This window comes from Kitasatospora sp. NBC_00315, assembly GCF_041435095.1.
GTDB lineage: Bacteria > Actinomycetota > Actinomycetes > Streptomycetales > Streptomycetaceae > Kitasatospora.
On the sequence record NZ_CP108025.1, the window covers coordinates 6005966 to 6026365 of the forward strand.

The following is a 20400-nucleotide window of genomic DNA, read 5'->3' on the forward strand; positions in this document are numbered from 1 at the left end:
GACTTAACGGTGTTAAATTGTCAAGGGGGGCGAAGCGGAGCGGACGAAAGGCCGACGTGGCACAGAAACTGGATCGGGCGCAGGTGGTCGACACGGCCCTGCGGCTCCTCAACGAGACCGGCCTGGAGGGCCTCACGCTGCGCCGGATCGCTACCGAACTCGACGTCAAGGCACCCGCGCTGTACTGGCACTTCGCCAACAAGCAGGCGTTGCTCGACGAGATGGCCACCGAGATGCTCCGCCGGATGAGCGCCGGCGCCGGCGCCGTACCGGCTGGGTGGCGGGACGCGCTCACCACCGCCTGCCGCACCCTGCGCCGCAGCCTGCTCGGCTACCGCGACGGCGCCAAGGTCTTCAGCGGGACCACCCTCACCGACACGGGCCACAGCGAGGCGCAGAACGTCCTGCTCGGCGCCTTCGCCGCCGACGGCTTCGAGCCCGACGACGCCGTCCAGGCCTTCTTCACCGCGTACGCCTACACCATCGGCTTCGTGATCGAGGAGCAGGCCGTCCGGCCGCTGCCGGGCGGGCCGCCCGCACCGGCGTACGACCTGGCGGCCCGCGCCGAGCGGATCGGCCCCGACCGGCCGCTCGCGGCGGCGGCGGGCAGCGGGCTCTTCACCGACCAGGAGCGGCGCTTCGAACAGGGCCTGGCCATCCTGGTGGCCGGCGTCGCGGCGCTCCTCGGGCCGGTCGGCTGACCCCCGCCACAGCACGAGGGGCGGTGGCCGCGGGCACCCGCCCGTTCGCCACCGCCCCTCGTCACCCGTTCGCGGCTACTCCGGCAACCGGTGCAGCCAGGTCAGCGGGGCCACCGTGATCACCTCGTCCGGCGAGCCGCTCCACTTCGCGTTCAGGCCCGCCTCCGCCAGGGCGGCGACGATCTCGCGGCCGATCTCGGCCGTCTCCTCCTCGGAGTGCCGGAACCCGCCGAAGCGCAGGGTCAGGCCCCCGCCGGCCGCCGCCCTCTCGGTGTCCTGCTCGTGGAAGAAGACGAACCCCCGCGATTCGTCGTCCGCCTCCCCGCCGATCTCGGCGTAGCCACAGCTGTTGCAGCAGGTGAAGTCCATCGCCGTGACGACGCCGTCGGACTCCAACTGGTCGAACGCCTCGACCAGCCGGTCGACGTCCGTGATCTCCGGCCAGCCGACCTGCTCGGTGAGCCGCTCCTCCCACAGCGGTGCGACGATCCGCTCCGCCTGGCCCTCCGTCAGGCCCTGTTCGTCCAGGTAGTCGACCAGCGCCTCGGCTATCTCGTCGGGCTCCTGGAAACCGCCGCGGATCAGCTCCCGGGCGCGCTCTCGGGCATCGTGCAGTACGTCGGGGGCGAGCGGCGATTCCTGGGTCATGCGCGAATCCTCGCACCCGCCGCCGACAACCCGCTGGCCGGGTGCCGTCCGCACTGTTAGCGTCCGGCGGATGACCTCCCTGTTCGAGCCTCCGCTGCTGTCCCGACTCAGGGCCGCCGAGCGCATCCTGATCGCCGGTGCGGGCGGCGGATTCGACGTCTACGCGGGACTTCCCCTCGCGCTCGAGACCGACAGTCTGTTCGTCAATCCGCTGATGACGCTGTACTTCGGCGTCACGGTCGAGGCGCTGGCCTCGGAGCACCTGTATCTGGATCGCATCGAGCACACCCGGCAGACCCGTCAGATCAGCTCGGTCATCGAGGACTTCCGCGAGAGCCTGCCGCGACAGCGGCCGCCCCGGCAGTTCCCGCACTGACGTGGCGCCGTCGCGGAGCAGGGTGTCCTCGCGGTGCGGGGTGTCTTCGCCGTGGCGGATGCCCGCGCGGTCGGCGGAGGTCGTGTCAGCCGGCGGCCAGCCGGAACTCCAGGTCGCCGAACCGCACCTGGTCGCCCGGCACGACCCGGACGGCGCCGGCCACCCGTCGCCCGTTGACGTGCGTCCCGTTGGTCGAGCCCAGGTCGTACAGCACCCAGCCGGCGCCCTCCCGCCGCAGCTCGGCGTGCGCGCGTGACACCGAGGCGTCGCTGAGCCGCAGACCGGATCCGGGAAGCCGGCCGATCGTCAGCAGGGCCGGTCCGGCCTGCGGCAGGTTCAGCCCCGGCAGTCGCTCGGCCCGCCAGGCGCCCCGCAGTCCGACCCCGAAGGCCGAGATCCGGCCGACCGTGCGCAGCACCAGGCCGGGGAACGTCGGGCCGGCCGGCAGGTCGGCCAGCACCGCGTCCAACTCGGCCCGGCTGCGTGCCTGGAGCACGATCTCCATCCGGGTCATGAAGGTGTGGTGCGACAGCCGCCCGCTCCCGGCGCCCTCGCGCAGCGCCCCGAGCGCCGAATCCCGCTCGGCCTCCGACGGGCGGGCCAACCCGGTCCGGTACTCAGCAGAGGTCATGGGCAGATTGTCGGGTCCGCCGGACGGGCCTGTCCAGAAGCCGGCCGCCGGTCACCCCCACCGCGAGGGGGCCGCCGCTCCCGTTCGTCCGGACCACCGCGTCACCGTCCTGCCCGGAAGCGCCGGCCCGGACGGGTGGTGCCCGACCCGCGCGGGCGCGGGCGCGGTCGGCCGTGTCGGGCAGGCCCTCGCTTCTCGGGCGGATCGGGCGCTCCGCGGACGGCTCTCGCTCCCGGACGGAGCCGTCAGGCCTTCCGGGCCGCGGCCAGGATCTTGTGCGTGGTGTGCAGGAACCGGCCGGTGCCCTGCCCGGGGTAGGACTTGCCGAACACCGCACCGGGGTTGGTGTTCATCCGTCCGCCCAGCAGGTGCATCACCACGTACGCGGTGCCCGGGTCGGCACCGATGATCTCGTAGTGGCCCTTGGGCGAGGTCTGCGGCAGCGGGAACCCGGTCGGCAGCGGCTCGGAGAGGAAGACCAGCACCAGGCGTACGTCCGGCCCGGCCTCGAACCCGGCGAACGGCTCGGCGGCGAGCAGCGACTCGACCTCCTCCACCGTGCGCAGCATGGCCGGTACGGGGTAGCCGAGGGCGGCGGCCAGATGCTCCTCGATCCGCCGGGTGAGGGCGGCGCGGTCCGTCTCGTCCGTGCGGAAGAAGACGTTGCCGCTCTGGATGTAGCTGCGTACACCGCTCAGCCCCAGTTCGGTGAACAGCTCGCGCAGCCGTTCCATCTTCACGGTGTGCCCGCCGACGTTGACGGCCCGGAGGAACGCGATGTACGTCGTCTCGGTCATCGGCCCAGTCTGGCACCGGGCACCGACAACCGCCCCGGACGGAGTCGGGCGTACGGGGCGGTTGTCGGTGCCCGGTGCCAGACTGACGGCATGGCTACCTGGCAGGATTTCGAGCACGAGGCACCGGATCTGGCGTCCGCGGTGCGGGCCCGTTTCGAGGCCAACAAGCACCATGTGCTGGCCACGGTGCGGGCCGGCGGCGCACCCAGGGTGAGCGGCACGGAGGTGGAGTTCATCGGCGCGGACCTGACGATCGGGTCGATGTACGGCGCGGTCAAGGCACGCGACCTGCAGCGGGACGCCCGCTTCGCGTTGCACAGCAACCCGGGGGATTCGTCGATGGAGGGCGGCGACGCCAAGGTCGCCGGCCGCGCGGTCGAGATCACCGACGCGGTCGAGCTGACCGCGTGGGAGTCGGAGCTGCCCGAGCCGCCGCCGCCCGGCCCGTTGCACGCCTTCCGGCTGGAGCTGGACCAGGTGGTGCTCACCAGCGTGGAGGAGGACCACCTGATGATCCTCTCCTGGCATCCGGGCGAGCCGGTGAAGACCGTCCAGCGCCACTGACCGTCCAGCGCCACTGACCGGCGGCCCGGCCGACCGGCCGTGCTCGGACCGGCCGTGCCCCGACCGCCCGTCCGCACAGGTGGCCGGGGGCTGTCGGGGGCTGTCGGGGGCCCCGGGGCCCCGGCGGCGCCTGCGGTCAGCGCTTCGGCGGCAGGATGGACTTCACGGCCTCCGGCGTCCGGGCGACGATCGCGTGGCCGTCGTCCGCCGTGATGATCGGCCGCTGGATCAGGACGGGGTGCTGGGCCAGCGCGGCGATCCAGCGCGGCCGGTCGTCCGCCTCGCGGGTCCACTGCTTCATACCGAGATCCTTGGCCGCCTGCTCGTCCAGGCGGGTGATGTCCCACGGTTCGAGAGCCAACCGCCCGAGCACCTGCTCCAGTTCGGCGGCGGTCGGCGGGTCCTCCAGGTACCGCCGCACGGTGTACTGGGCCCCGACGGCCTCCAGCTCGGTGAGTGCCGACCGGCATTTGCCGCAGCGAGGGTTGATCCAGATCTCCATCCGGCCAGAGTACCCACCGGCCGTGGCCCGGCGGCGCCACCGAGCCGCGCCGTCCTACCCGGGCCCGGCGCGGCGGACACCGGGGCCTAAGACCCGTCCCGGCGGGACCAAAGCAGGCGTCCACCGGCGGGATCCATACGCGACCATGAGAAGGCGGCCCCACGGCCGCCGGTCCGTGCCGTCGGTACGGCCCCTCCCGCCGCGAGAGGTTTCGCCCGTGCCCCCAGCCAGCCGTCCACCGCTCCGGAGCCCGGTCCTTCGGCCCGGAACCCCGACCTGGGTGCGCTGGCTGCCGGTGGTGCTGATCCTGCTCGACCTCGGTGCCGAGGCACTGTTCCCCTCGGCCGTCGCGGCGGGCTTCCTGCTCACCGCGCTCCCGGTGGTGGTCGCGTTCAGCTACGGCCCGGTGCTCGCCCTGCTGTCCACCGTCGGCGCCGTCGGCCTCCAGATCGCCCTGGCGGCGCGGGCCGGTCACCTGGACGAGCAGCACCACATCTGGGTCTACGTCGCCACCGTGCTCTCCGGCGTGATGGGGACGGCGCTGTCCTGGCAGCGGATGCGGCAGGAGCGGAACCTGGACGAGGCCCGGACCGTCGCCGAAACCCTGCAGCGCGCGGTGCTGCGTCCGGTGCCGGACCGGGCGGGCGGGCTGAGGATGGCCGGTCTGTACCGCGCCGCTCACACCGAGTCGGCGATCGGCGGCGACCTGTACGCGGTCTGCGACACCCGGTTCGGCGTCCGGATCCTGCTGGGGGACGTCCGGGGCAAGGGTCTGGAGGCCGTACGGACGGTGGCGGAGGTGCTCGGCGCGTTCCGGGCCGCCGCCCACGACACCGCCGACCTGGCCGAACTCGCCGAACAGCTGGACCGCACCGTCCGGCGCGAGGCGGTGGACCGGGAGGACGATGAACTGTTCGTCACGGCCGTGCTGCTCCAGCACCGGGCGGGCGCCGAGCACGTCGACGTCGTCAACCGGGGCCACCTCGCCCCGCTGCTGCTCTCCGGCTCCGCCGTGACCTCGGTGCGCTGCCCCGACGAACTGCCGCTGGGCCTGGGACATCTCGGGACGCCCGGGGGCCGGGCCGGGCTCACCCGGGTGGCCCTCCCGGCCGGGCACACGCTGCTCCTGCACACCGACGGTGTCAGCGAGGCCCGGGACGCCTCCGGCGAGTTCTATCCGCTGGCCGGGCGCCTCGGCGCGCTGGGCACAGCCCACCCGGAACACGTGGTCGCCTTCCTCGACCACGACGTGCACGCGTACGCGGGCCGGCTCTCCGACGACCTCGCCGTGCTGGCCGTCACCCCGCTCTGAGCCCGGGCGGCGGGTGGCCCGGCCTGTTCCGACTCCGGCCTGCTCCGCGTCCGGCGTGTTCCGAGCCGGGTCAGCTCCGAGCCCGGCCTGCCCGGGCTCAGGCCCGGCCGGCCTGCTTGAGCCGGTTGGCGGCGCGTTCGGCCGCGAGCTTGCGATGGAAGTCGAGCAGCCAGTCCGGCGGCCGGTGGAAGACGGCGTTCAGTTCGGCCACGGTGTCCACCCTGAGCCGGCGCTTGACGATGGTCGCGTGGGCGGTCTGCAGAGTCTTGGAGACGGTGCTGGGCTGCAAGCTGTCGTCGAGCGGCCGGGCCAGCACCTGCTCGGCCCTGGCCGACAGCAGCATCTCCGGGTGCGGCGGCCCGAGGACGGGCCCCGCCGGCGAGGCCGGCTCGGCCGCCGGAGCGCAGGGCTGCGAGGGCACGGCTCGGGCAGGCAAGGACTGCGACGGCGAGGACTGGGCGGGCACGGTGGCCCGGTTCGCCGGGTGGCGCAGTTGCCCGGCCCGGTCGGCCGCCCGCTGAGCGGCCAACCGGCGGTGGTGGTCGAGCAGCCAGTCGGGGGGCGCGGCGAAGACGGCCCGCAGGTCGCCGACGGTGCCGACGGCCAGGCCCCGGTCGGCCGGCGTGGGGGGCGCGAGCCGGAGGGCCTGGCCGACCTCCGTGACGGTCAGCGGCCGGTCCGCCGCCAGTGCGAGCAGCAGGAGGGCCTTGGGGGAGACGAGCAGCCCGGGGTGCGTCCCGCCGGGGACGTCACCGCGGCCGGTCGACGCCGGCGCCGGCGCGGGAGGACCGGCCGGGCGCCGCTGCTCGGCCAGCAGGACGAGCTTGCCGACCGCTGTTTCGGGGATGTGCAGCCAGCGCGGCTGCGGTCGCCGGTCGGGCCGGGCACGCGGCTCCTCGTACCGCAGGGGGAGCCGCCACCCCTGGTGGCGGGCCAGCGCGGCGGTGGCCCGGGCGGTCTCCTCGGGGACGCCGCCCTTGGTGAGCAGGACGTCCAGCAGCCGGGCCTCGGGGGTGTCGGGGCACCCGGCGCAGCGCGGGCAGATCCGCCAGACCCGTGCGCGGATCTCGATCTCCGGCGCGTCGACGCCCGCCGGGCCGCCGCAGTACGCGCAGGCCCAGTCCGCGTCCGGGCCGACGCTCCGGCGCACCGTGCGCGGGAGCGGCGCGACGGGCGGCAGGTCGGCCAGCAACCCGTCCAGCACCGCCATGCCGTCCCAGGGCTCCGGGCCGGCCGGGATCGGCGGGTCGGCCGGCCCCGCCTGTCCGGTCCCGGTGACCGCGCCGCGGGCCGGCGGCAGCGGCAGGCCGAGAGCGGCCCGCTTGGCCCGTACGCGGGTCTCGTCGGCGATCGGGTGCTCGGCCACGGTGCCGTACACCTGCGGGCGCTTCTCGGCGACGCACAGCGCGTCGACGGCCTCGGCGAGGTGCAGGGCGGGGATCCGGCGCTGCTGGGCGGCCACGGTGACGAGTGGGAGGATCCGGCGGATCTCGGGGCCGTCGGCGGCGAGCAGGATGTCGTGGGCGGCCAGTACCGCCTCCGGGCCGACCTCGGCGGTGCCCGGCCAGGTCCTCAGTGCTCCGCAGGCCGTGACCAGGTACGTGAAGGCTTCACGGCGGCACTGCGCCGCGAACCGGAGCCGGTCCGGACTGTGGCCGGCCCGTACCCGCCGCCGTGCGTCCTCCACCCGCCGCGCCCAGTGGATCAGTCCGGCGGCGATCTCCTTCGTCAGCACCGGACCATCATGGCGGCCGCTCCGCTCCGTACGCGGCCGGTCACGAAAAAGTAGCCCGTACGTGTGAGCGGACGGGCGGACCGCACGACGGTCGCGGCGAGCCGCCCCGCACGCGCGATCCCGGATCGAACGCCGCCTCCCCGGGGGCCGGCGCCGTCGTGCGGTCCGCCCTGCCTGCCGGCGAAGGTGCTCACCCGGTACCGGGGCGATCCCCGGTCGCGGCGCACGACCGACCGGAGCCGGGGGACTGGGGTCTTTCCTCGATGCGAGCGGACGGGCCCGATGGTGTGCTGCTGGGCGACAGTCATCGACGCAGCGGTCGTAGGAGAGCAGTGACATCCATGCCCGTGGCGGGCCTCGGAGCCGGAGCCGCCGGCCACCCCGCAGACCTGGTGGTTCGCAACGCGAAGATCCACACCGGAGATCCGAGGCGGCCGTCCGCCTCCGCCCTGACGGTGGTCGACGGCGTCGTCGGCGTCCTCGGGAACGACGCGGACGTCGCCGCTCACATCGGCCCTGGCACCCGGGTCGTGGACGCACTCGGCCGTCGGGTGATTCCAGGTCTCGACGACTCGCACTGCCACATCATCCGCGGCGGTCCGCACTACGTCCTCGAACTCCGATGGGACGGCGTCACCTCGCCGGCCCAGGGTCTCGGAATGCTGCGCGAGCAGGCCGCCCGGACCCCGGAGGGCCAGTGGGCCCGTGCTGACCGTGGCCGGCGGCCGGATCGTTCACGCGGTCGGCGAGTTCGAGGGACTGGCCGCGCCCCCGCCGGAGGTCGAGCCGCACTGGAGTCCGGTCGCCCACTTCGGGGGCTACCAGGCCGCTGCGCCTCGCGGCGGATCCGGGATCCGGCAGGCGGACCACCTCGCGCAGGCGGCCGCCGAGTCCAGGCTCCAGCACGCGTGGCGGGTGGCCCGCGGGGACGCCCCGGACAGCCCGCCGGCGCCTCACCCGGCCGACGCCTGTTTCGAGTGAGAGGGCTCTGCTGATGGACAGCGGCCTCCTGATCCCACGGATCGTCACCGGCCTCCTGCTGGTCGGGCACGGCGTGCAGGAGGTCAGCCACCGCCTCGGCGGCGCGGGGCTCGCCGGTGGCGTGGCCGGTCGGGTCGAACGCCGTCGCCGCCGTCCCGGGCGTCGTCGGGGCGCTGCTCACCCGGGTGCTCCTGCGCCGCGGCATGCCGGCGACGCCTCCACCCGGACCGCGTGAGGCAGCCGGCACGACGGCACCCTCGCTCACCACCTCGACCACCATGCCCGAACACCACTGTCGAACCCTGAAGCCTTGGAAAGGCCCGAATCATGAACGCAGGACCCATACCCTCGACCGCGGCGAACCGGCGGGCGTTTCTCAGGACCGCGGGCGCCGCCCTGACCGTGCCGGCAGCCGCGGCGCTCATCGGCGGGGTGTCCGCCGGCACGGCGGGCGCGGCTCCGGTGGCCGGGACGTCGGCGGAGGCGACCTCGCCGCTCGACCTGCCTGACTTCGCCCCGATCCCGCCCGCCGCGTCCGGGCCCGCACTCAACGCCGCCGGATACCACGTCGGCCGGATCAACGGCCACCTCTACTGGGTCACCGACGGGTCCTACCAGTCGATGTTCCTCAGTACGAAGGACGGCGTCGTCCTGGTCGACGCGCCGCCGACCATCGGGCACAACCTGCAACGCGCCATCGACGACGTGACGCTGGCCAACGGCCGCCCGAACCGGGTGACCCACCTGATCTACTCCCACTCCCACGCCGACCACGCCGGGGCGTCCTCGATCTTCGGCAAGGACGTCGTCCGGATCGGCCACAGCGAGTGCCGCCGCCTGCTCGTGCGCGACGCCGACCCGAACCGCCCGGCTCCGCGGGTCACCTTCGACGAGCGTTACACCCTGCACGTCGGGGGCGAGACGCTGGAACTGGCGTACCACGGCCCGAACCACTCGCCGGACAACATCTTCATCCACGCGCCCGCCCACGGCACCCTGATGCTGGTGGACGTGCTCTACCCCGGCTGGGTCCCGTTCAAGGGCCTCGCCGTCTCCCAGGACATCCCGGACTGGCTCCAGTCCCAGCACACCGCCATGGACTACCCGTGGCAGACCCTCGTCGGCGGGCACCTGGGACGGCTCGGCACGCGCGCCGACGCCGACCTGCAACTCGCCTACCTGGCCGACCTGGCGGCCGGTGTCCGAGGTGCGATGAACCTCGACCCGACGCCGTACTTCGCGAAGTACGGGCCGGCCGGCAACTCGTGGGCGGTCTTCCGGACCTACCTCGACGCGGTCGCCAAGAAGGCCGCCGACCCGGTCATCGCCAAGTACACGGGTGTCCTGGCCGCCGCCGACGTCTTCACCCAGGAGAACGCCGCCACCCTGGTCGAGTCGTTCCGGATCGACAGCGGGATCCTCGGCCCGTTCAGCACGCATCCGTAGGCCGGTTCCGCATCGACGGGTTCGGCTCCCGGCCGTCGGTCACCGGCCGGGAGCCGAACCCGGTTTCATCGTCCGGGACCCGCACGATGACGCGGCAGCCCCGGCCGTGCCCTGCGACCGAGGGCTTTCCCCCCTCGGTCAGGCGTTTCCCCCGAGCGCGGCGGTCAGTTTGCGCCGGGTGGTGATCCGGAGCTTCCGGAACACCTTGTTGAGGTGGTACTCGACCGTCGACGCCGTGATGAAGAGCCTGGCGGCGATCTCGGCGTTGGTGGCCCCACCAGCGGCGAGGGTCGCCACCTGCATCTCCTGGGGTGTCAGGTCGTGCTCGGTGTGCGCCACCCGCTTCCGGGCCCGCTCGCCGGTGGCCAGCAGTTCCACCCGGGCCCGTTCGGCGAAGGTGGCGGCTCCCATGGCGGTGAACATGTCGTGCGCGGTCCTGAGCCGGCCGCGCGCGTCGATCCGGCGCTTGCGGCGGCGCAGCCATTCGCCGTAGAGCAGATGGGTCCGGGCGAGCTCGGTGACGATCCGGGTCTGCCCGAGCCGGTCGACCGCCTCGGCGTACAGCGCCTCCGCGTGCTCGTCGCCGGCCATCAGGGCCCGGCACCTGGCCAGCAGGCCCAGCGCCCACTGCGTCCCGCTGGCCGACGCGCGCTCCTCCAGGCGTTCGAGGGCCGCCTTGGCCGCGCTCTCGTCCCCGGACCGCACGCCGGCTTCGACGATCTCGTGCAGGACACGGGCTCCCGAGGTGGGCTGGTCCTTCTCGAACGAGGGCAGCGCGCAGGCCAGCGCCTCGCTGTAGCGGCCGAGGCTGTTCTCCAGGACGGCCAGGCAGTTCATGACGTGGTCGCCGAAGTTGGTGTCCTCGAAGTGTTCGGTCCAGACGCTCCTGATGGTCTCCACGGTCTGGCGGGTCTCGGCCTCCCGGCCGCTCCAGGCCAGCAGTTCGACCCGGTGGACCGGGCCGTCGGGCCGGATGCCGATCGCGCCGGCGAGCTCGGTGGACTCGTCGAGGCAGGCCGAGGCGGCCGCGAACCGGCCGGCGCGGATCTCCCAGGTCGCCTGGACCATGAGGGTGGTGCGCAGTGCGCCCAGCGCGCCGGTGGCCCGGTCGTGGGCGTCGATCCGTCGGCAGGCCCCCCAACCGTGCTCGTCGTCCCAGATGTCGTCGGACGCGAACATGGCGATCACGGCGAGGGGCAGGCCGGCCTCGCTGAGTTCGCCGTCGGAGCTGATCGCGGTCAGTGCCCTGTGCAGCAGCGGCGCACCCGCCTCGTACCCGACGGCGAGGCGTACGGCGTAGGCGTTCAGCAGCAGTTCGGGGACCGTGGTACCCGTGGCGTCCATCGCGGGCGAGGCCAGGGCCGTGCGGGCGACGTCCTCCGGCGTGGTGCCCACGGCGCGGTGGTTGGCGATGAGCACCGTCGCCATCGCCTCGAACAGCATCCGCCGGGCCAGTGGGGCGTCGATGCCGGCGATCGAACCGGCGGCGTCCAGCAGGATCGCCGGGGCGGCGGTCACCCGGACGAAGTAGATCTCGACGGTCGCCCTGGCCTGCCGGGCCTTGGCGCGTACGACGGGATCGCCGAGCCCGGGCTCGGCCCGGTCGAGCACGGCTTGCGCGGCGGCCGGGTCGCCGAGGGTCAGGTAGGCGCCGGCGGACGTGACGAGCCGCGCCGAGCAGTCCCGGTCCTGGGGGGACAGTTCCGCGGCACGGACGAGAAAGGCGGCCTGCCCGGCGTAGCCGCCGCGGGCCCGCGCGCGCTCCGAGGCCGCCTCCAGCTCGACGGCCACGGCCTCGTCGAGGCCGATCGTCGCCTCGGCACGGTGCCAGGCACGCCGGTCCTGGTCCCGGACCGGGTCGCTGACGGCGGCCAGCGCCGCGTGGACCCGGCGGCGGTCCTCGGCCGCGGCACCGCGGTGGACGGCGGACCGGATCAGCGGGTGCCGGAATTCGACATGCCGACGGTGGGTCACGATGTCGGCGTTCAGCGCGGGGTCCGCCGCCTCGGGCGACAGTCCGAGGTGCCCGGCCGCACGCCACAGCAGGGCCGGGTCGTCGGGCGACGCCGCGGACAGGAGCAGCAGCAGCGCCTGCGTCTCGGCCGGCAGGGTCCGGACCTGGCGCAGGAAGTGTGCTTCCAGCAGGGGGCCGACCGGCAGCGGGGCGGGCAGCGGGGCCTTGCCGGCGAGCTGCTCCGCGGCCAGCTCTCCGGCCAGTTCGATCAACGCGAGCGGATTGCCGCCGGTGTCGGCGACGATCCGCTCGGCGACGCCCGCGTCGAGCCGCCCGGGCACGCCGACCGCGAGCAGGGCTCTGGCCTCGTCGTGCGCAAGACCGGCTATGCGGGCGGTGGGCACTCCGTCGAAGAGCGGCGCGGCGGTGGCGGCCTCGCGGCCGGCCAGCAGGATCCCCACCGCGTCGGCCCGCAGCCGCCGCCCGACGAAGGCCAGGGCCTCGGCCGACTCCCGGTCCAACCACTGCACGTCGTCGACCAGGCACAGGACCGGTTGCGCCGTGGCGGCGTCGGCGAGCAGCGTGAGCGTGGCCAGGCCCACCAGATAGCGGTCCGAGGGGCCCGCGGCGAGGAGGCCGAACGCCGAACCCAGCGCATCGCGCTGCGGGGCGGGGAGCCGGTCGACGCCGCCGAGCAGCGGGCGCAGCAGCCGGTGCAGCGCCGCGAAGCCCAGCCGCGCCTCGGATTCGACGCCGGCGATCCTCATGACGTTCAGGTCGGCGGCCTCGTGCGCGGCGTGGTCCAGTAGGCGGGTCTTGCCGATCCCGGCCTCACCGATCAGCAGGAGTGTGCCGCTGGCTCCGCCCTGGACCGACGCCAGCAGGGCGTCGAGTCTGAGGACCTCGGCGTGCCGTCCCAGGATCGGAGAGATGGTTGCGGGCGGGAACATGGTCGCTCCTCGTTGACGGAGAGGCCCCGGGGGCCCACTACGGATAACAGGCGCGGGTCGCGGCGACGTTGCAGAGCGAGGACAGGGAGGCGACGGCGTGGACGCTGCCGGTCGGTCGGCGCCTTCGCAGGTCGGGAAGGCCCGGTGGCCGGTACGCCCTGGCGGTTCCGGCGGATCCGCGGTGCGAAACTAGTCGGCCCCGGGGCGCCCTCGCGAGCGTCATGTGACGGTGCTGCCGCCGGGTGGGGCGGCCGACGGCCCGGGCCTAGCCGCCGGCCGCGCGCACGACCGAGGCCAGCTCGGAGCGGGAGGTGATGCCGAGCTTCGGGAAGATCCGGTGCAGGTGGGAGCTGACGGTGCGGTGAGACAGGTACAGCCGTTGGCCGATCTCGCGGTTGGTCAGTCCTTCGGCGGCCATCTGCACGATCTGGAGTTCCTGCGGCGTCAACCGGTCGCGTGCGTCGGGGCTGCGGCGCCTGCTGCGCTCGCCGGACGCCCGCAGTTCCTGGCGGGCCCGTTCGCTCCAGGGGATGGCTCCCAGCGCGTCGAACGTCTCCCTGGCCGCCCGCAGATGGGTCCGGGAGTCCACGGCCCGCCGTCGGCGCCGCAGCCATTCGCCGTAGGCCAGTTGGGTCCGCGCCCTGATGAAGGGCCAGCCGGTCAGATCCGCGCTCAGTGCCGCGGCGAACAAGGCGTCGGCGTCGTCGTCGGCCAGGACGGCGCGGGTGAAACGCAGTGCGGCGTGCAGCGCGGGCGAGGGCGTCCGGAGCGCGGTGGCCTCCATGTCCCGGACGATGCCCCGGATGGCCTCGCCCTGCCCGCAGTGGACCGCGGCGTCGGCGAGGTCGGCCAGGGCGTAGCAGCTCAGCGCGATCTGGTGCGAGTGATCGGCGCGGTCGTAGATCCGCCGTAGCTGGGCACACGCCTCCTCGAAGCGTCCCAGGGCCAGCGCGTTCATGCCCCTGGCCACCTGCACCCGGCACAGCACCGGTCGGGCGCCGACCGGCAGCGCCAGCAGTTCGGCCTCCTCGGCCAGGGACTCGGCCCGCCCGTGGTCGCCGCGCACGGCGGCGATCACCGCCTCGTTCGCCCGCAGCAGCCCGTAGAGGAACTGCTGGCCGGTCTCGCGCGCCAGCCTGCTCGACTCCTCGGCGACCGGGATCGCCACGTTCAGATCACCCGTCTGGACCGCCGCCCACGCCTCCGTGCCCAGGGCCCTGGTCAGCAGCCCGAGCCGGCCCTGCGACCTGAGATCCACGCTCGCGGAATCGCTGAACCTCTGCGCCAGGTCGAATGCCCCCACCATGAGCGCCGCGTTCCCCAGCAACCGTTCCGCCCGCGCGTCGACGCCGGCCTGGCGCTCCGCCACCCGCAGCCGGTCCATGACGGCGGCGCCGCGTTCGATCGGAGCCGCCCAGGCGAGGATCGCCACGAGCCACTGCTCCAGCGCGGCGTCGGCCGGCAGGGATTCGGCGACCGCGACCACCTGCCGCCGGGCCTCGGCTCCCGGCTCGGTCCAGAAGCAGAGTTGGGCGGCACTCCACAGGATGCGCACCGCCAGCTGAGGGTCCCCGGCGCCGGCCACCGTCTCGGCGAGCCCGGCCAGCGACCGCGCGTCAGCGGTCCGGTTGCGCAGGCCCTCGTCGAACGTGCCCCGGATCCACACCAGCCGGGCCCGCTGCTGCGATGACAGGTCGAGTCCCGAGGCCTGGCTCAGCAGGCCGGCCACCACCGTGCGGTCCCCGAGTTCACCGGCAAGGTCCGCCGCCCGCAGCAGTCGCTCGGCCCGCAGTGAGGGATTCTCGCTGAGCCTGGCCGCGTGCTCCAGCGCCGCCACCGCCGCCGCGACCGCTCCCCGCCGCTCCGCGCGCGCCGCCGTGGCCTGCAGTTCGGCGGCGACGCGTTCGTCCGGGCGCGAGGCGGCCGTGGCCAGGTGCCAGCTGCGGCGGTCGTCCTGGCCGGTGAGCACCTCGGCCAGGGCGGCGTGGACCGCGTGGCGCTGGGGCAGGCTCATGTTCTGGTGGATCGCCGAGCGCATGAGCGGATGGCGGAACCAGAGGTCGGTGGCGTTCATCTCGACCAGGTGCGCGCGGACGGCCGCCTCCAGGTCGGCGATCCCGACCCGGCCCGCGCCGCCGAGCAGGGCCTCCGCCGCGCTGAACACCTCCTCCAGCGAGCTGCCGTCGTTGAGGGCGGCGACCTGGAGCAGGGTGCGGGGCAGAGCGGGCAGGCCGGACAGCCGAGCGGTGAAGGCGCGTTCCAGACGGGTGGTCAGCGGCAGCCAGGTGGCGGCCGCGATGGCGCTCCCGCCGGAGTCCCGCGTGGCCCGGGGCAGTTCGGTCAGGGCGAGGGGATTGCCCGCGGACTCGGCCAGGAACCGCTGCCGCAGTTCGGGGGAGAGCTCCGGGGCGTGGGCGTCGAGGAGCTCGGCGGCATGCTCCGCGGTCAGCGGCGGCAGGGCGAGTTCGGGCAACTGCGCATCGTCCAGTCGGGAGTGGAAGCCGTCGCGGATCGACGCGAGCAGGACCACGGGCTCGGACTCCAGCCGGCGGGCCACGAACGCGAGCACGCTGACGGTGGAGTGGTCCAGCCACTGGGCGTCCTCGGCGACCAGCAGCACCGGGGCACCGGCGGCGGCGTCGGAGAGCAGGTTGAGCACCGCCAGGCCGACCAGGTAGATGTCCGGCACCGCCGAGTCGGCGCCGCCGACCGCCGCCGTGAGAGCGTGCCGCTGGTGGTCCGGTAGCGCGGAGGCGGCCGCCCGGACCGGATGCAGCAACTGCTGGAGTCCGGCGTAGGGGAGGTGCGACTCGCCCTCCACCCCGGACATCGTCAGGACCCGCATCCCCGCATCGGCGGCGTAGGCGCCGGCTTCGGAGAGCAGGGCGGACTTCCCGATGCCGGGTGCCCCGCGCACCGTCAGGGCGGCGCCGCACGTGCCGGCCCGGTCGATCAGGCCCCTGAGATGCTCGGTTTCCGTCGCGCGCCCGACGAGCGGCACCCGGCCTCCTAGGGGAAGTGCTGATCCGGTACGCCGCCGGACATCAGATGATCATATCGCGTCCGGTCGACGACATGGGGGTGTGACTACCGATCACAGGACCGCTCCCGAGGGACACTTGGCGACTGGGGTCTTTCCCCGGTGCGAGCGCCGCCGTCCTCGTGGTGTGCTGGAGATCCGAGCACGACCCGTCCCCGCCGAGAGGCAACCATGACGACACCGACACCCGTCATCTTCATCCACGGACTGTGGCTGCACGCCACATCCTGGGAGCCCTGGATCGAGCTCTTCGCCCGCGAGGGCTACGCGCCGTCCGCGCCTGGCTGGCCCGGCGACCCCGAGACCGTCGAGGACTCCCGCGACAACCCCGAGAGCATCGCCGACCACGGCATCGACGACGTCGTCGAGCACTACGCCGCGATCATCCGCGGCCTCGACACCGCTCCCATCCTGATCGGCCACTCCTTCGGCGGCATGATCGCGCAGAAGCTCCTCGGCCAGAATCTCGCCGCGGCCGCCGTCGCGATCGACGCCGCGCAGATCAAGGGGGTCCTGCCGCTTCCGCTGTCCGCGCTGCGGGCCACCCTGCCGGTGTTCAGGAACCCTGGGAACAAGCACCGCGCGGTGTCCCTGACCGCCGAGCAGTTCCGTTTCGCCTTCGGCAACGCGGTGTCCGAGGAGGAGTCGAACCTGCTCTTCGCACGCTGGACGATCCCCGCGCCGGGCAAGCCGTTGTTCGAGGCCGCCGCCGCGAACTTCAACCCGCACTCCCCGGCGAAGGTCGACACCGCCAACGGTCTGCGCGGACCGCTGCTGCTGATGACCGGCGGCAAGGACCACACCGTTCCCGAGGCCGTCACCCGGGCCACCCTCAAGCAGTACCGCCACTCCGACGCGGTCACCGACATCACCGACTTCCCCGACAAGGGTCACTCGCTGACCGTCGACAGCGGCTGGCGCGAGGTCGCGGACACCGCGCTGGCCTGGCTGCGCCGGCAGTCCCTGTAACCCTCCCCACCGAGATCGAAGGAGACCGCCGTGGAGCTCGGACTCTCTGGAAAGACCGCCGTCGTCACCGGCGCGGGACGCGGCATCGGCCTGGCGGTGGTGCGCGCACTGGCCGACGAGGGGGTCCGCGTCGTCGCCGGCGCCCGCCAGGTCTCCGCGCCGCTGACGGCGCTGGCCGCCGACGGCCGCGTCGTCCCCGTCGAGGTGGACCTCGCCGAGACCGACGGCCCCCAGAGGCTCATCGACGCAGCCGTCGAAGCCGTCGGCGCCCCGGACATCCTGGTCAACAACGTCGGCTCGGTCCGGCCCCGTGTCGGCGGCTTCCTGACGGTGACCGACGACGACTGGGCCGCGACACTGAACATCAACTTCCTGGCCGCCGTGCGCGCCACCCGGGCTGTCGTCCCGCTCATGCTGCGGCGCGGCACCGGCACCATCGTCACCGTCTGCTCGGTCAACGCCTTTCTGCCGGACCCGCTCGTCATCGACTACAGCGCCGCGAAAGCCGCCCTGGCCAACTTCACCAAGGCGCTGTCCAAGGAACTGGGACCGCAGGGCGTTCGCGTCAACAGCATCAGCCCCGGCCCCGTCGCCACCGGCCTGTGGCTGGCGGACGACGGAGTCGCCGCGACCGTCGCTCGCGCCTCGGGCAACACGGCCGCGGCCGTCGCCGAGCAGGCCGCCGCGGATGCCCCCACCGGCCGCTTCACCTCTGCCGAGGAAGTCGCCGACCTGGTGCTGCTCCTGGCCGGCGACCGGGCCGGAAACGTCAACGGCGCCGACTTCGTCATCGACGGCGGCCTCGTCAGCACGCTCTGACCGCTGCCCTCCTGACCACCCGCGGCGCTGGCCACCCGCGGCGCTGGCCGCCGCCCTCCTGATCACCCGCGGCCCTGGTCGCTGCATCCCTGACCAACCGCGCCCGTCTGTCCGGCGCACCGTAGCGCAGCACCCCACACCGTTTGGAGCCACTCATGGGACACCCCCATGCCCTTTTCCGGCGTCCCGGCCTGGCCCTGGGCGCCGCAGCGGCGGCCGTCCTGCTGACGGCCGCCGCCGTCAGCGCCACCCCGGCCCCCGCGCAGGCGACCGCGGCCCCCGCGCCCCCGGCGGCCGCCTCCAGTCGCCATGAGCAGATGCCGCCCGGATTCACCGAGCACCTGGCGCATGTCGGTTCCCTCGGCATCGACTACGTCGTCGGCGGCCATGGTCCGACCCTGGTCCTGCTCCACGGCTATCCGCAGACCTGGTACGAGTGGCGGCACATCATGCCGGCGCTCGCCGAGCACTACACCGTCATAGCACCGGACCTGCCCGGCGCCGGGCGCAGCGACGCCCCGGCGACCGGCTACGACAAGAAGTCGATGGCAGCCGATCTGCACGGACTCCTGGTGCAACTCGGCCGCGACAAGAACGTCAACATCGTCGGGCACGACATCGGCACCATGGTCGCCTACTCCTACGCCGCCGCACATCCGGCCGACGTCAGCAAGCTGGTGCTCAGCGAGGCACCGATCCCCGACCCGAGCATCTACTCCTTCCCGTCTCTGACCGACAGCGGCCCGGGAGCCTGGCACTTCGGCTTCTTCGCGCTCACCAACGGCCTCCCCGAGCAGCTGATCGAGGGGCGCGAGACGTTGTGGACCGACAAGTTCATCGCCGACCTCGAAGTCAACCAGGGCGCGGTCACCCCGGACGAGATCTCGGTGTTCGCCGGCTTCCTGAAGGACAGGGCGCACCTCGAAGCGAGCTTCGCGTGGTTCCGCACCCTGCCGCAGGACATGGTCGACAACGCCGTCTACCAGAAGAGCAAGCTCACGATGCCGGTCCTGGCGATCGGCGCCGACGGCAGCCTCGGATCCTTCGTGCCCGACCAGGTGCGGCAGTACGCGACCGACGTCACCGGCGTGGTGGTGAGGAACTCCGGTCACTGGCTGTACGAGGAACACCCCGCCGAGATGACCGGCATCCTGCTCGACTTCCTGAAGAGCTCGTCATGACCGCCTTCGCCGCCACGGGTGAACCGTTCTGGTTCCTCGGCGGACGGACCCGAGTCCTGGTACCCGGCCGGAGCACCGGTGGCTCCGTCAGCGTGCTGGAGTTCACCGACTCGGACGGACACGCGCCGCCGCTGCCCGTCCACGACAGCGAGGAAGACGGCCGAGGGTGTGTTGTGGCGGTTCAGGCCGCCAAGGGGTCCGGTGCCGAGATCGAACTCGGTTCGCGCTCATTCACATCGCGAGTCCTGAAGTGTTCGATGCGAAGTGGCCGGACCACGTTTCCGCAGGTCAGCGAGGTGCTGACCTGCGGAAACGGCGCGGGGCCGAACGGTGTTTCCGCAGGTCGGGGACCCTCTTACAGGTCGTAGTAGAGCTCGAACTCGTGCGGGTGCGGGCGCAGCGCGATCGGGGCGATCTCGTTGGTGCGCTTGTAGTCGATCCAGGTCTCGATCAGGTCCGGGGTGAAGACGCCGCCCGCGAGCAGGTACTCGTGGTCGGCCTCCAGGGCCTCCAGTACGGCCGGCAGTGAGGCCGGGACCTGCGGAACCGAGGCGTGCTCGTCGGGGGCCAGCTCGTAGAGGTCCTTGTCGACCGGCTCCAGCGGCTCGATCTTGTTCTTGATGCCGTCCAGGCCCGCCATCAGCATCGCGGCGAAGGCGAGGTAGGGGTTGGAGGACGGGTCGGGGGCGCGGAACTCGATGCGCTTGGCCTTGGCGTTGGAGCCCGTGATCGGGATCCGGATCGCGGCCGAGCGGTTGCGCTGCGAGTACACCAGGTTGACCGGCGCCTCGAAGCCGGGGACGAGGCGGTGGAAGGAGTTCACCGAGGGGTTGGTGAAGGCCAGCAGCGACGGTGCGTGCTTGAGCAGGCCGCCGATGTAGTAGCGGGCCGTGTCGGAGAGCCCGGCGTAGCCCTGCTCGTCGTAGAAGAGCGGCGAGCCGGACGTCCACAGCGACTGGTGGACGTGCATGCCGGAGCCGTTGTCGCCGAAGATCGGCTTCGGCATGAAGGTGGCGGTCTTGCCGTTGCGCCAGGCGACGTTCTTGATGATGTACTTGAACAGCATCAGGTCGTCGGCGGCGTGCAGCAGCGTGTTGAACTTGTAGTTGATCTCCGCTTGGCCGGCCGTGCCGACCTCGTGGTGCTGGCGTTCGACCTCCAGGCCGGCCGCGGCCAGCTCCAGGGACATCTCGGCGCGCAGGTCGGCGAAGTGGTCGACCGGCGGGATGGGGAAGTACCCGCCCTTGTACTTGACCTTGTAGCCGCGTGCGTCGCCCTCGGCGGAGCCGCTGTTCCAGGCGCCGGCCTCGGAGTCGATGTGGTAGTACGAGGCGTTCGCGCTGGTCTCGAAGCGGACCGAGTCGAAGACGTAGAACTCGGCCTCGGGCCCGAAGTACGCGGTGTCGGCGATCCCGGAGGAGGCGAGGTAGGCCTCGGCCTTCTTGGCGACGTTGCGCGGGTCGCGGCTGTAGGCCTCGCCGGTGATCGGATCCTGGATGAAGAAGTTGATGTTGAGGTGCTTCTCCTTGCGGAACGGGTCCAGGCGGGCCGTGGCAAGGTCGGGGACGAGCGCCATGTCCGACTCGTGGATGGCCTGGAAGCCGCGGATCGACGAGCCGTCGAACATCAGCGTCTCGGACGGGTCGAAGGTCGCCGCAGGCACGGAGAAGTGCTGCATGACGCCCGGCAGGTCGCAGAACCGTACATCGACGAACTTGACGTCATTGTCCGCGATGTACTGCTTGACCTCGGCGGCGTTGTTGAACATCCATCCTCCATCAGCGTGCGGATCGG

18 protein-coding genes and 1 pseudogene are annotated in these 20400 nt (G+C 73.0%); 11 read left to right on the forward strand and 8 right to left on the reverse strand.

Annotation, left to right across the window (positions count from 1 at the left end):
- Positions 1 to 56 precede the first annotated feature (56 nt).
- A complete protein-coding gene (locus OG823_RS25000; RefSeq protein WP_371482016.1) occupies positions 57 to 701 on the forward strand; it encodes a TetR/AcrR family transcriptional regulator C-terminal domain-containing protein in 645 nt (214 codons plus the stop codon).
- Between the two features lie 75 nt (positions 702 to 776).
- Here the strand turns inward: OG823_RS25000 and OG823_RS25005 are convergent, their stop codons facing one another.
- A complete protein-coding gene (locus OG823_RS25005; protein ID WP_371482018.1) occupies positions 777 to 1349 on the reverse strand; it encodes a hypothetical protein in 573 nt (190 codons plus the stop codon).
- A gap of 70 nt (positions 1350 to 1419) precedes the next feature.
- Between OG823_RS25005 and OG823_RS25010 the strand changes: the two genes are divergently transcribed.
- Positions 1420 to 1725 carry a hypothetical protein gene (locus tag OG823_RS25010; protein WP_371482019.1) on the forward strand — a complete coding sequence of 102 codons (306 nt, stop codon included), beginning with the start codon at positions 1420 to 1422 and terminating at the stop codon, positions 1723 to 1725.
- 85 nt (positions 1726 to 1810) lie between these two features.
- On the opposite strand, the gene OG823_RS25015 is transcribed toward OG823_RS25010, so the two are convergent.
- Both OG823_RS25015 and OG823_RS25020 read right to left on the reverse strand, forming a co-directional pair.
- Positions 1811 to 2356: an FHA domain-containing protein gene (locus OG823_RS25015; RefSeq protein ID WP_371482020.1), complete on the reverse strand. Its 546-nt coding sequence runs from the start codon at positions 2354 to 2356 to the stop codon at positions 1811 to 1813.
- Between the two features lie 245 nt (positions 2357 to 2601).
- On the reverse strand, positions 2602 to 3153 hold the full coding sequence (locus OG823_RS25020; protein WP_371482022.1) for a DUF1697 domain-containing protein: 552 nt from the start codon (positions 3151 to 3153) through the stop codon (positions 2602 to 2604).
- Positions 3154 to 3243: 90 nt separating this feature from the next.
- Here OG823_RS25020 and OG823_RS25025 point away from each other — a divergent pair, with 90 nt between their 5' ends.
- Positions 3244 to 3717 carry a pyridoxamine 5'-phosphate oxidase family protein gene (locus OG823_RS25025; RefSeq protein ID WP_371482024.1) on the forward strand — a complete coding sequence of 158 codons (474 nt, stop codon included), beginning with the start codon at positions 3244 to 3246 and terminating at the stop codon, positions 3715 to 3717.
- Between the two features lie 136 nt (positions 3718 to 3853).
- Here the strand turns inward: OG823_RS25025 and OG823_RS25030 are convergent, their stop codons facing one another.
- The gene (locus OG823_RS25030; protein ID WP_371482025.1) at positions 3854 to 4219 is read right to left on the reverse strand and encodes an ArsC/Spx/MgsR family protein; all 366 of its coding nucleotides are present in this window, start codon (positions 4217 to 4219) and stop codon (positions 3854 to 3856) included.
- A gap of 280 nt (positions 4220 to 4499) precedes the next feature.
- Here OG823_RS25030 and OG823_RS25035 point away from each other — a divergent pair, with 280 nt between their 5' ends.
- Positions 4500 to 5531: a PP2C family protein-serine/threonine phosphatase gene (locus OG823_RS25035; RefSeq protein ID WP_371482026.1), complete on the forward strand. Its 1032-nt coding sequence runs from the start codon at positions 4500 to 4502 to the stop codon at positions 5529 to 5531.
- Between the two features lie 97 nt (positions 5532 to 5628).
- On the opposite strand, the gene OG823_RS25040 is transcribed toward OG823_RS25035, so the two are convergent.
- Complete coding sequence (locus OG823_RS25040; protein ID WP_371482027.1) at positions 5629 to 7266, reverse strand: hypothetical protein; 1638 nt, start codon at positions 7264 to 7266, stop codon at positions 5629 to 5631.
- A gap of 341 nt (positions 7267 to 7607) precedes the next feature.
- On the opposite strand from OG823_RS25040, the pseudogene OG823_RS25045 reads away from it, so the two are divergent.
- The 3 genes and pseudogenes from OG823_RS25045 to OG823_RS25055 form a co-directional block, all read left to right on the forward strand.
- Positions 7608 to 7958 (forward strand): annotated as a pseudogene (locus tag OG823_RS25045) (amidohydrolase family protein); the annotation flags it as partial.
- Between the two features lie 13 nt (positions 7959 to 7971).
- The gene (locus tag OG823_RS25050; RefSeq protein WP_371484760.1) at positions 7972 to 8247 is read left to right on the forward strand and encodes a hypothetical protein; all 276 of its coding nucleotides are present in this window, start codon (positions 7972 to 7974) and stop codon (positions 8245 to 8247) included.
- 327 nt (positions 8248 to 8574) lie between these two features.
- The gene (locus tag OG823_RS25055; RefSeq protein ID WP_371482028.1) at positions 8575 to 9693 is read left to right on the forward strand and encodes an MBL fold metallo-hydrolase; all 1119 of its coding nucleotides are present in this window, start codon (positions 8575 to 8577) and stop codon (positions 9691 to 9693) included.
- Positions 9694 to 9831: 138 nt separating this feature from the next.
- Here the strand turns inward: OG823_RS25055 and OG823_RS25060 are convergent, their stop codons facing one another.
- A complete protein-coding gene (locus OG823_RS25060; protein WP_371482030.1) occupies positions 9832 to 12597 on the reverse strand; it encodes an AAA family ATPase in 2766 nt (921 codons plus the stop codon).
- 265 nt (positions 12598 to 12862) lie between these two features.
- Positions 12863 to 15598: an AAA family ATPase gene (locus OG823_RS25065; RefSeq protein ID WP_371482031.1), complete on the reverse strand. Its 2736-nt coding sequence runs from the start codon at positions 15596 to 15598 to the stop codon at positions 12863 to 12865.
- Positions 15599 to 15808: 210 nt separating this feature from the next.
- Between OG823_RS25065 and OG823_RS25070 the strand changes: the two genes are divergently transcribed.
- From OG823_RS25070 to OG823_RS25085, 4 genes are all read left to right on the forward strand, one after another.
- The gene (locus tag OG823_RS25070) at positions 15809 to 16606 is read left to right on the forward strand and encodes an alpha/beta hydrolase (protein WP_371482032.1); all 798 of its coding nucleotides are present in this window, start codon (positions 15809 to 15811) and stop codon (positions 16604 to 16606) included.
- A 30-nt stretch (positions 16607 to 16636) separates the two neighbouring features.
- A complete protein-coding gene (locus tag OG823_RS25075) occupies positions 16637 to 17425 on the forward strand; it encodes an SDR family NAD(P)-dependent oxidoreductase (RefSeq protein WP_371482034.1) in 789 nt (262 codons plus the stop codon).
- A 155-nt stretch (positions 17426 to 17580) separates the two neighbouring features.
- Positions 17581 to 18606 carry an alpha/beta fold hydrolase gene (locus tag OG823_RS25080; protein ID WP_371482036.1) on the forward strand — a complete coding sequence of 342 codons (1026 nt, stop codon included), beginning with the start codon at positions 17581 to 17583 and terminating at the stop codon, positions 18604 to 18606.
- Complete coding sequence (locus OG823_RS25085) at positions 18603 to 18974, forward strand: hypothetical protein (protein WP_371482038.1); 372 nt, start codon at positions 18603 to 18605, stop codon at positions 18972 to 18974. The genes OG823_RS25080 and OG823_RS25085 overlap by 4 nt, the downstream gene beginning before the upstream one ends.
- On the opposite strand, the gene glnA is transcribed toward OG823_RS25085, so the two are convergent.
- The gene (gene glnA, locus OG823_RS25090; RefSeq protein WP_371482039.1) at positions 18962 to 20374 is read right to left on the reverse strand and encodes a type I glutamate--ammonia ligase; all 1413 of its coding nucleotides are present in this window, start codon (positions 20372 to 20374) and stop codon (positions 18962 to 18964) included. The two genes, OG823_RS25085 and glnA, sit on opposite strands and share 13 nt — an antisense overlap.
- Positions 20375 to 20400: the final 26 nt, after the last annotated feature.

Excerpts from the sequence above, each read along its gene's own strand:
- OG823_RS25005 (WP_371482018.1), bottom strand. The coding sequence starts at position 1,349 with ATGACCCAGGAATCGCCGCTCGCCCCCGACGTACTGCACGATGCCCGA.
- OG823_RS25010 (WP_371482019.1), top strand. The coding sequence starts at position 1,420 with ATGACCTCCCTGTTCGAGCCTCCGCTGCTGTCCCGACTCAGGGCCGCC.
- OG823_RS25015 (WP_371482020.1), bottom strand. The coding sequence starts at position 2,356 with ATGACCTCTGCTGAGTACCGGACCGGGTTGGCCCGCCCGTCGGAGGCC.
- OG823_RS25020 (WP_371482022.1), bottom strand. The coding sequence starts at position 3,153 with ATGACCGAGACGACGTACATCGCGTTCCTCCGGGCCGTCAACGTCGGC.
- OG823_RS25025 (WP_371482024.1), top strand. The coding sequence starts at position 3,244 with ATGGCTACCTGGCAGGATTTCGAGCACGAGGCACCGGATCTGGCGTCC.
- OG823_RS25030 (WP_371482025.1), bottom strand. The coding sequence starts at position 4,219 with ATGGAGATCTGGATCAACCCTCGCTGCGGCAAATGCCGGTCGGCACTC.
- OG823_RS25055 (WP_371482028.1), top strand. The coding sequence starts at position 8,575 with ATGAACGCAGGACCCATACCCTCGACCGCGGCGAACCGGCGGGCGTTT.
- OG823_RS25060 (WP_371482030.1), bottom strand. The coding sequence starts at position 12,597 with ATGTTCCCGCCCGCAACCATCTCTCCGATCCTGGGACGGCACGCCGAG.
- OG823_RS25070 (WP_371482032.1), top strand. The coding sequence starts at position 15,809 with ATGACGACACCGACACCCGTCATCTTCATCCACGGACTGTGGCTGCAC.
- OG823_RS25080 (WP_371482036.1), top strand. The coding sequence starts at position 17,581 with ATGGGACACCCCCATGCCCTTTTCCGGCGTCCCGGCCTGGCCCTGGGC.
- OG823_RS25085 (WP_371482038.1), top strand. The coding sequence starts at position 18,603 with ATGACCGCCTTCGCCGCCACGGGTGAACCGTTCTGGTTCCTCGGCGGA.
- glnA (WP_371482039.1), bottom strand. The coding sequence starts at position 20,374 with ATGTTCAACAACGCCGCCGAGGTCAAGCAGTACATCGCGGACAATGAC.